The organism is Kitasatospora sp. NPDC057738 (genome assembly GCF_042798815.1).
Classification (GTDB): Bacteria; Actinomycetota; Actinomycetes; order Streptomycetales; family Streptomycetaceae; genus Kitasatospora; species Kitasatospora lactacystinica.
This window is the reverse complement of the sequence record NZ_JBHVJT010000103.1, coordinates 20,733-29,351: the sequence shown is the minus strand read 5'-3', so window position 1 is coordinate 29,351 and position 8,619 is coordinate 20,733. Positions and strand designations below refer to the sequence as shown.

General features: G+C 75.3%; 1 protein-coding gene. It reads left to right on the top strand.

Annotated elements, in window-relative coordinates:
- Positions 1-1,129 precede the first annotated feature (1,129 nt).
- Positions 1,130-8,557, top strand: coding sequence for a type I polyketide synthase (locus tag ACFVGO_RS36280; protein ID WP_380636399.1), 7,428 nt, complete (start codon positions 1,130-1,132; stop codon positions 8,555-8,557).
- Positions 8,558-8,619: the final 62 nt, after the last annotated feature.

The following is an 8,619-nucleotide window of genomic DNA, read 5'->3' as shown; positions in this document are numbered from 1 at the left end:
GCCGAAGGTCTCGGCCGCCCAGGCGAGGACCTCCTGCGCGGAGGCCTCCTCCAACTCACGGCCTGCTCTCTCCGCCAACGACGCGTAGTCAGTCGCGGTCATGCAGTCGTCCCCCATTGTCGAAAGCTGTTCCTCGCCCGCCCGGTGCGGCGGGGCCCACGGCTCGGCGGATGCCCGAGGAGTCCGGGGAATCCCGGATCAAGCGGCCCCGTGGCCGGTGGCAGGAAATCCGAACGGGCCGTCTCCTGTGAAGTTCTGACGGCTCAGCGATCGCGCATTGTCATGCAATGTCCACGCCAACAGTTTCAAACTGTTCCCCCACCCGGCCCGGCGGGTGGTCGGTGCGGCGACCTGGAATGCCGCGGAGTGCTGGAACTCGCCCCCGAGTTCGGGCGGGAATGCGTCTGTGGACTTCCCGCCGAATCCCCGCGCGGGGCCCGTGGGCCGATCCGATTCGACCGGGCTCCCCGTGCCCACCTCCCCGTGTCGGGCAGCCCATTCGGTCATGCGGCCGAAACAGAGCATAGATCGCTTCGGTAGGGAGCGCCAGCCGTATCCGCCGGTTCTTTGATCTTGACGGAGCGTCTGATCCGCTGCCGTGGGGCTGGATTCGTGCAGCGTACGGGCGGTGCGACCTCGACCCGACGGTTGCGGCCGGGTCGGGCGGCGGGGGTCCGGGCCCCGGGGGCCGGTGGGGTCGTATGGCGGCAATGCCCGTTTTCTGCACGCTGGCCGCCCTTTCGCACTCTTTCTTCACAGGTGTCGGGGAAGAGGTGGTCTTGCATTTCGCTTGTGAGGAACTCCGACGATGCTTGACGCACCCCTGGTCGCTCATTACGGTGATCATCAATTCAATGGACTCCGGCAGGGTGGGGCGGCGGATCACGCGGCAGCCCGGGCCGGCCGGAGTGCGAAACGGGGGAGTGGTCGAGGGTGGTGTTGTCCATGCGAACGGATATGCCCGGCATCTGCTGAGGCCGCCTCGGGTCGGAGGGTTGAAGGCGCGTTGTCGCCTCCCCTTCCTTTTGTCTGCCCGAGTACTTTTCACTGCCGTTCCGGCAGGTTTCCAGTGGTTTCCTTCACGGCTTCACGTGTGTCACTTCAGGCTGCTCCGAAAGCGGGATAAAGCGTGGCAACAAAGTCTCGTCCGGATTTCTCCGTGTCCATTGTCAATGATGTTCGTGCACGAGCTGACGAGTTTCCGGAGAAGCCGGCGATCATCATGCTGGCCGAGGGGGAGAGCGAGCTCGACCGGCTGTCGTTCGCCGAGTACGACCGCCGCGCCCGGGCGTTCGCCGCGGGGCTCCAGGCCCGCGGCCTGGCCGGCGAGCGCGTGCTCATCCTGCTGCCCCAGGGCGTCGACTACGCCGTCGCCTTCCTGGGTTGCCTCTACGCGCAGGCGATCGCGGTGCCCGCCTTCCCGCCGACCCGGAGCCGCAAGGGGGCCCGGGTCGAAGGCATCGTCGACGACTGCGACCCGCGGCTCGCCGTGGTGGGGGCCGACCGGGTCCGGTCGATGGTCGAGGAACTCCCCTCCTCCTGCGCCGTGATGACGACCAGTGAGCTCACCGCCGCGGACCCGGAGGACTGGCGCGAGCCCGAACTCCGCCCGGACGACGTCGGCTACCTCCAGTACACCTCCGGCTCGACGGGGCGCCCGCGCGGTGTGATGGTCACCCACCGGAACATCGTCCAGCAGCTCGACATGCTCGCCGACGGGCTGGAGCTGGGGCCGGACGAGGTGTCGCTGTCCTGGCTGCCGCTCTTCCACGACTTCGGCCTGGTGGCCGGCCTGCTGTTCCCGCTGCGGGCCGGTGCGACGAACGTGCTGCTGGCGCCGATCGACTTCGTCCAGGAGCCGTTGCGCTGGCTCGCCGCGGCCACCCGCTACCGGGCCGCGCTGACCTTCGGCCCCAACTTCGCGCTGGACCTGTGCTGTGACCGCATCCGCCCCGAGGACCGCGAGGGCCTGGACCTCTCCGCGCTCCGCACGCTGATGATCGGCGCCGAACCGATTCGCCCGCAGTCGATCGAGCGGTTCGCCGCCGAGTTCGCCCCGTTCCGATGTCGCGCCGACATCTTCACCCCGGCCTACGGAATGGCCGAATCCACGCTCGCCGTGACGGTGCGCCGGCGCGACGAGCCGCTGGGACTCGCCTCCTTCGACATCGAGGAGCTGGGGCGCGGACGGCTGCGGCGCGTGGCGGACGGCGCGCCGGGAAGCCGCCTCCTGCCGAGCAACGGCGACGTCCTGCCGGACACCGGACTGCTGGTCGTCGACCCGGAGACCCGGACCCCCGTCCCCGACGGGCAGTGCGGTGAACTCTGGCTGAGCGGCGACACCGTGAGCCCCGGCTACTGGCGGAACGCCGAGGCGACCGAGGCCGCCTTCGGGGCCTGTCTGGCCGACGGCAGCGGCCCGTACCTGCGCACCGGGGACCTGGGCGGGCGGCTCGGCCCGCACACGTACATCACCGGACGGCGCAAGGACCTGATCGTGGTCCGCGGTGTCAACCACTACCCGCACGACATCGAGCTGACCGTCGCGGACTCCCACCCGGCCCTCGAACGCGACAAGGGCGTCGCCTTCCCGGTGGAGGACGCCGAGGGCGTCGAACAGCTGGTCGTGGTCAGCGAACTGACCCGGGAGGGATTCCGCGGCGCCGACCGCGACGAGGTCGTCCGCAGCATCCGGCTCGCCGTCGTCGAGGAGCACGGACTCGACCCGCGGACCGTGGTGCTGATCCGCCCGGCCCAGCTCCCGCTGACGTCGAGCGGCAAGGTCCGCCGGCAGGAGTGCAAGCGGCTCTTCCTGGAGGACGGGCTCAAGCCGGTCCACGTCTCCTCCGTGGCGGCCGTCCTCGACACCCCCGCGGACGCCGCGCCGGAGCGCTCCAGGAAGGCCGTGGCCGACTGGCTGACCGAGCGGATCGCCGGTCTGCGCCGGCTCACCCCCCGGGATGTCCCGCAGGACGCCCCCTTCGGCTCCTTCGGGCTCGACTCCGCGGGGCTCGCCGGACTCGCCGCCGACCTCCGGGCCTGGCTCGGCGCCCCGGTCGACGCCAAGGACCTCTACAACCACCCCACCGTCGCGGCGCTGGCCGCCGCGCTCACGGGCGACCGGGCCGGTTCGACCGACGAGACCGACGAGGCCGACGGGACGGACAAGACCGAGCGGACCGACAAGACCGAGCGGACCGACAAGGCCGCCCGGACCGAGCGGGCCGGATCCGCCGGGGCGGCCGACGACCGCGAGGCGATCGCCGTCGTCGGCATGGCCTGCCGGATGCCCGGTGCCCAGGACGTCGAGGCGTTCTGGCAGCTGCTGCTGGACGGCCGGGACGCGGTGACCGAGGTCCCGGCGCACCGCCGTCTGCTCGGCTACCGGCTGGAGCACGGGGAGCCGGGCCGGGGCGGATTCGTCGACGGGGCCGAGGAGTTCGACGCGGCCTTCTTCGGGGTCTCCCGCGACGAGGCCCGCCGGACGGACCCGCAGCAGCGGCTGCTGCTGACCACGGTGTGGCAGGCCCTGGAGGACGCCGGGGTGGACCCGCAGGCGCTGGCCGGGGGCCGCACGGGCGTCTTCGTCGGGATCAGCACCAACGACTACGGCCGGCTCCAGGCCCGGGCCGGCGTCCCGGTCACGGCCCACGACGGGACCGGCAACGCGTCGAGCATCGCGGCCAACCGGATCTCCTACCTGTGGGACCTGCGCGGCCCCAGCCAGGTGGTGGACACGGCCTGCTCGTCCTCCCTGGTGGCCCTCCACCAGGCGTGCACCAGCCTGCGGCTCGGCGAGTGCGACCTCGCCGTCGTGGCCGGCGTCAACCTGCTCCTGGACCCGGGGCTGACCACGGTCTTCACCGAGGCGGGCATGCTCGCGCCGGACGGCCGGTGCAAGACCTTCGACGCGGCGGCGGACGGCTACGTGCGCGGCGAGGGCTGCGGCGTCGTGGTGCTCCGGCGGGCGTCCGACGCGGTCGCCGCCGACGACCGGATCCGCGCCCTGGTCGAGGGTTCGGCCGTCTCCTCCGACGGGCGCAGCAGCACGCTGACCGCGCCGAACGGACCGTCCCAGGAGGCCGTGCTGCGGTCCGCCCTGCGGTCCGCCCGCCTGACCGCGGAGGAGGTCGGCTACGTCGAGGCCCACGGCACCGGCACCCGGCTCGGCGACCCGATCGAGATGGGCGCGCTGCGCGCCGTGTACGGCGGGTCGGCCGGCCCGGACCTCCACGTCGGCTCGGTGAAGAGCAACATCGGCCACCTGGAGGCCGCGGCGGGCATGGCCGGCCTGATCAAGGCGGTGCTCTGCCTGGAGCACCGGCGGATCCCGGCCTCCCTACACGTCGACACGGTCAACCCGCTGATCGGACTGGACGGTTCCCGGCTGCGGATCCCGCGCGCGACGACGGAGTGGCCCGAGGGCCCCGCCCGGGCGGCGGCCGTCAGCTCCTTCGGCTTCGGCGGCACCAACGCCCATGTGATCCTCTCCGGCGCGCCGGCCCGGCGGGCCCGGGTGGAGGCCGCGGAGGGCGGCGAGTGGTCCTTCCTCCCGGTCTCGGCGAAGAGCGGGCCCGCCCTGCGCCGGCTGGCCGCCGACTACGCCGGGGTGCTGGCGGGGGAGGGCGGCGCCGCCCCGGCGTGGAGCGCGCTGGTCCACACGGCGGGCGCCCGGCGCCAGCACCACGACCACCGGCTCGCCGTGCTGGCCCGGTCGGACCGGGAGGCCGCGGAGGCCCTGGAGGCGTACCGCGACGGCCTGCCGTCCCCCGCGGTGGTGCACGGCGTCGCGCACGGCGGCGGTCCCGGGCCGGTGGCCTTCGTGTTCACCGGCCAGGGCGCGCAGTACCCCGGGATGGCCAAGGCGCTGTACTTCGGGCACGCGGCCTTCCGCACGGCGCTCGACGAGGTCGACGCGCTGGTGCGCGCGGAGCTCGGCGTCTCCCTGCTGCCGACGCTGTGCGACGCCCCGGGCCCGCGGCTGGACCTGGAACGGACCGAGTTCGCCCAGCCGGCCCTGTTCGCCGTGGACTACGCGCTGGCCGAGCTGTGGCGCGCCTGCGGGGTGCGGCCCGACGCCGTGGCCGGGCACAGCCTCGGCGAGTACGTGGCGGCCTGCGTCGCCGGCGTGCTGAGCCTGCCCGACGCGGTCCGGCTGGTGGTCGCCCGCGCCGGTCTGATGCAGGAGCTGGCGGAGGCCGGGTCGATGTACGCGGTCCACGCCGGCCGCGAGCTGGTCGCGCAGCTGTGCGCGGACCTTCCCGAGGACCGTTCGGTGGTGCTCGCGGCCCTCAACGGGCCGGAGGACGTGGTGGTCTCGGGCGCGGTGCGGGCGGCCGCCGACCTGGCGGCCGACTGGGAGCGGCGGGGCGCGAAGGTCACCCGGCTGCACGGCACCCGGGCGTTCCACTCGCCGCTGATGGAGGGGCCGGTCGCGCGGTTCGAGCGGATCGCCGCGACGGTCGACTTCCGTGCCCCCCGGATCCCCGTGGTGGCCAACCTGACCGGCGCCGTCGAACGGGAGTTCTCGGCAGCCTACTTCGCCCGGCACGCGCTCGAACCGGTGCGGTTCGGCGACTGCCTGGCCGCCCTGGCCGCGCTCGGCTGCACCACCGTCGTCGAGTGCGGGCCGCACCCGGTGCTCGGTCCGCTCGTCGAGGCCGTGCTCACCGACGCCGTCGGCCTGCCGACGCTGCACCGGGACGACACCGACGACCGCCGCTTCCGGCGCGGGCTGGCCGAGTGGTACGTCCGGGGCGGACGGGTCGACTGGGCCGGGGTCCTGCGGGACCGGGACGGGGAGCACGGCCGGCCGCCGCTGCCGGTCCCGCTGCCGGGCCACCCGCTCGCCCCGACCCGGCACTGGTTCACCGACGGCGGCGACGGACGGCACCCGCTGCTCGGCGCGCCGGTCGAGCTGGCCGGTGCCGGGAGCCACTGGTTCTCCCGCACGCTGACCGCCGGGCAGCCGTGGTACCTCGACGAGCACCGGGTGGCCGGGCGGCCGGTGCTGCCCGCCGCCGCGATGACGGAGTGGGCCGACGCGGCCGTCCGCGAGGTCGCCGGTGACGGGCCCCGGACGCTGGAGGGCGTGTCCTTCACCGCCTTCCTCGCCCTGCCGCAGGACGCGCCCGTCACCGCCCAGGCGGTCGTCGAGCCCCTGCCGGACGGCCACCGGGTCCGCGGCTTCGCGCGGGTGTCCGGGGCGGCCGCGTGGACGGGGCACGTCACGGTGGAGGCCGCCCGGCCCGCCGCGCCGGCCCCGGACACCCGGGTCGACCCCGGCCTCCTGCGGGCCGCCCTGGCCGAGCGGGACGTCGACGCCCTGTACGGGACGCTGCGCGCCCGGGGCCTCCAGTACGGCCCGGCCTTCCGCGCCCTCCGGGCGCTGTGGGCGGGCGGGAAGGAGGCCGTCGGCCTGGTGGAGGCGGACCTCCCGGCCGAGGACCGGGCGGCGTACCGGGCGCACCCCGTCCTGCTCGACGCGTGCTTCCACACGACCGCCGCGTTCCTCGGCGACACCGGGGACCTGCTCCTGCCGGTGGGCATCGACCGGATCACCGTCCACCGTCCGCTGCCCGCGCGGCTGTGGTGCGTGGCCCGGGACGCCGGGACCGGCGCCGACGGCGAACGCTCCTTCGACCTGGACCTGGTGTCCGAGGACGGCGAACGGCTGGCCACCGTCGAGGCGCTGCGGCTGCGGCCGGTCGCGCCGGAGCGGATCGCGGCGGCGGCCGGAGCGGCGGCCGGGGCCGCGGTGCGGGGCTACCGCACCGACTGGGTGCCGGCGCCGGAGGCGGGTACCGCCGGCCGGCCGGGCACCTGGCTGGTCTGCGGGACGGACGCGTCGCTGGTGGACGGCTGGTGCGCCGAGGCGGCCGTCCCGGCCCTGGGTCTGCTGATCGCCCCGGACGCCTCGGACGAGGCGGTGGCCCGGCTGTTCGCCGAGGCCCGCGGCCGGGTGGACGGGGTCGCCGGACTGGTCCTCCAGAGCGCCGGGGACGACGCCGTCGTGCTCGCCGGCACGGCCTTCGCGATCCTGCGCGGGTTCCTGCGGGAGTTCGGCGCGGACCGGCCTGACCTGGTCGTCTGCTCGACCGGCGCGGTGCGGGTGCCGCAGGCGCCGACCCGCCCGGACGCCGGCCAGGCGCCGCTGACCGGACTGGCCAAGGCGGTCGTCGCCGAGTACCCCGACCTCACCTGCGTCCAGGTGGACCTCGAACCGCGCCGGACCCCGCCGACGCTGGCCGGACTGCTGGCGCGGGTCGCCGGCCTCGCGGGGCGCGGCCACCTGGCGGTGCGGGACGGCCGCTGGTACGCCGCCCGGCTGCGGGAGGCCGCGCTCGGCGGCTCGCCGGCGGCGCCCGTCCGGGCGGACGGCAGCTACCTGGTCACCGGCGGGCTCGGCGCGCTGGGCCTGGCCACCGCCCGTCGGCTCGCCGACCTGGGCGCGCGCTGCCTGGTGCTGACGGGCCGTTCCGTGCCGGCCGAACCCCCGCGGGAGGTCGCGGAGCTGCGGGCCGCCGGTGTGCGGGTCGAGCTCTGGCCCGCCGACGTGGCCGACCTGCCGGCGATGACCGGCCTGTTCGGGCGGATCGGCCGGGAGCTGCCCCCGCTGCGCGGCGTCGTCCACGCCGCCGGGACCACCGACGACGCCCCGCTGGTCGACCTCGACCGCGGCCGCTTCGCCGAGGTCCTGCGGCCGAAGGTCCGGGGCGCGCAGCACCTGCACACCCTGACCGCCGACGCCGGGCTCGACTTCCTGGTGCTCTACTCCTCGCTCGCCTCGATGACCGGCTCGGCCGGCCAGGCCAACTACGCCGCCGCCAACGCCTTCCTGGACGCTCTCGCCGAACAGCGGTGCCACGACGGGCAGCCGGCCCTCAGCATCAACTGGGGCCCGTGGGCCGAGGCCGGCCTGGCCGCCCGCCCGGAGCTGCTCGCCCGGCTCGCCCGCGCCGGCATCACCGGGATCGGCACCGACGAGGCCCTGACGGCCTTCGGGCGCGTGCTGGGCGGCGGCCTGCCGGTGGTGGGCCTGGCGGCGGTCGACTGGGCCGCGTTCACGGCCGCCGACGACCGGCGGCCGCCGTACACCCTGCTGAGCGGCCTGGCCCCGGAGCGGGCCGCCGAGCCGTCCCTCGACGGGCGGTCGCCGCAGGCGCCGGCGGAGCCGGCCGGGCACCGCACCGCCGAGCAGGTGGTCGAGCTCGCCCTGCGCGACCCGCGGGCCGGGCGGGCCGCCGTCACCGAGGAACTGCTGGCCGCCGCCGGCGAGCTGCTGGGCCTCACGGCGCGCCAGCGGGACGAGCTGCGCCCGACCTTCGGGCACCGGCGGCTGAACGAGCTGGGGCTGGACTCGCTGACCGCGGTCCGGCTGCGCAACCGGCTGCTGGCGGACTTCTCCGCGGACGTCCCGCCCTCCTTCGTGTTCGGCGGCAACACCGTCGCCGACGTGGTCGACCTGATCCTGCGGCAGATCACGCTCCGGAGCCTGGTCGCCGCCGACGACGGCGGGGCCGACGAGGCCGGGGACGTCGAGGTCCTCACCTTCTGATCCGCCCGCGGGCCGTGCCGTCGGCCGCCCCGGGACGTCCCGCGGTCTCCGAGGACCGCGGG